A 1,428-nucleotide genomic window follows, 5' to 3' on the forward strand; every position below is an offset into this window, starting at 1 on the left:
CCGTGAAACGATCTCGGGATGGCTTGCGGAGATCTGACAGCTGAGCAATGGGGCGCTGCCCTGGCTGTCCTTACTTACTTGGAGCGACCTCGTGTCGCACCTGATCGTTTCAGAATGAGTTGAGTTGCGGGTCTTGTGCTCATCACTCGGCTCACGGCGCTCCGGCTCGTGGCCCCGGGGGAGAGACCAGGAGAGCGTCACGGTGCCCTGGCAGGGCGGCTGCGCGCGACGGGACCCCCCGGCCAGCCGGTGACCTGTTCGGGCTGGTCCTCGGTCCCGACCTGCGGCCCCAGCCCTGACGCCGACAGCGGCAGCGACAATGAGCAGGTGACGGGTTCGACGGCTTGGGGGAACGGGATGCTGACCGGGATCGTGATCGACGCGCTGGATGTCGAGCGTATGGACCGCTTCTGGCTGGACGCAACGCAAGGCCGGACGGACGGCCTGCAGCTGCGGTTCGTGCCGACTACGGAGCCGAAGGCGGCGCACAAGAACCGACTCCACCTCGACCTGGCTGGGGGGCCGGACTGGGAGGCCGAGGTGGCACGCCTGCTCGCACTCGGTGCGACGCGGGTCGACATCGGCCAGGGGGAGGTCCCGTGGGACGTGCTGGCCGATCCGGAGGGAAACGAGTTCTGCGTGCTGCGTCCCGGTCACCCCGGCGTGCTCGCCGACTCCGGCCTCGTCGCGATCTGCCTCGACGTCGCCGAGGAGGACCGCTACGGGCAGTGGGCCTTCTGGCAGTCCCAGGCCGACTGGAACGCGGTCGAGTCCCACGCCTGGGGCGTCCGGCTGCGCCGGAGGCCCACCAGCACGGTCTCGCTGGTGATGGGGCCGCCCGCAGCACCGAAGGCGGCGCGGAACAGGGTGCGCCTGGAGGTCACTCATCGCGACTGGGAACCCGGCGAGTTCTTCGACGCCGGTGGGAACGAGTTCCACGTCACCGGGCACATCCGAGGACTCCCCGGCCTTCAGACCGGGGAGGAATCGGATTCCTGCGGAGCAGGGCGGAGGCAGCCGGATCGCCGCCAGGGCGATTCGGTGTCCACTCCGTGACTGGGTGAGGCAGCCCAACTGTCAGTGTCCCCGGGTAGGTTCGGGTGTATGACGACGGGTGCGATCACGGAGGAAGCTGGGTATGCCCGGTTCACCTTCCGTGTGCGCCTGTCGGAGACGGCCCGGTGTGCGTGGGAAGCCGAGTGGGATCGGTGTCGGTGGATCTGGAACGAGTGTGTGGCTCGCTCGAAGAAGGCTCATATCGCGGGTGAGAGGGTCGGTCCGGCTGTGCTGGACCGGATGCTGACCGAGGCCCGGCGGGTAACCCCCTGACTGAGGGGCGGCTCGTCGGTTCCTCAGCAGCCGCGAAGCGGGCGCTGGTGGAGATGGCCCGCAAGCACGGCCGGACCGTGCATCTGATCCATCCCGTGC

Annotated in this window: 1 protein-coding gene and 1 pseudogene; both read left to right on the top strand. The window is 68.8% G+C overall.

Annotated features, from left to right (window positions below):
- The first annotated feature begins 327 nt into the window (after positions 1 to 327).
- Positions 328 to 1,056, top strand: coding sequence for a VOC family protein (locus ABZ471_RS48660; RefSeq protein ID WP_359075620.1), 729 nt, complete (start codon positions 328 to 330; stop codon positions 1,054 to 1,056).
- A 48-nt stretch (positions 1,057 to 1,104) separates the two neighbouring features.
- A pseudogene (locus ABZ471_RS48665) lies at positions 1,105 to 1,326 on the top strand (RNA-guided endonuclease TnpB family protein); the annotation flags it as partial.
- Positions 1,327 to 1,428 lie beyond the last annotated feature (102 nt).

It is taken from the genome of Streptomyces sp. NPDC005728, from assembly GCF_040630895.1.
In the GTDB taxonomy this organism is placed as follows: Bacteria; Actinomycetota; Actinomycetes; order Streptomycetales; family Streptomycetaceae; genus Streptomyces.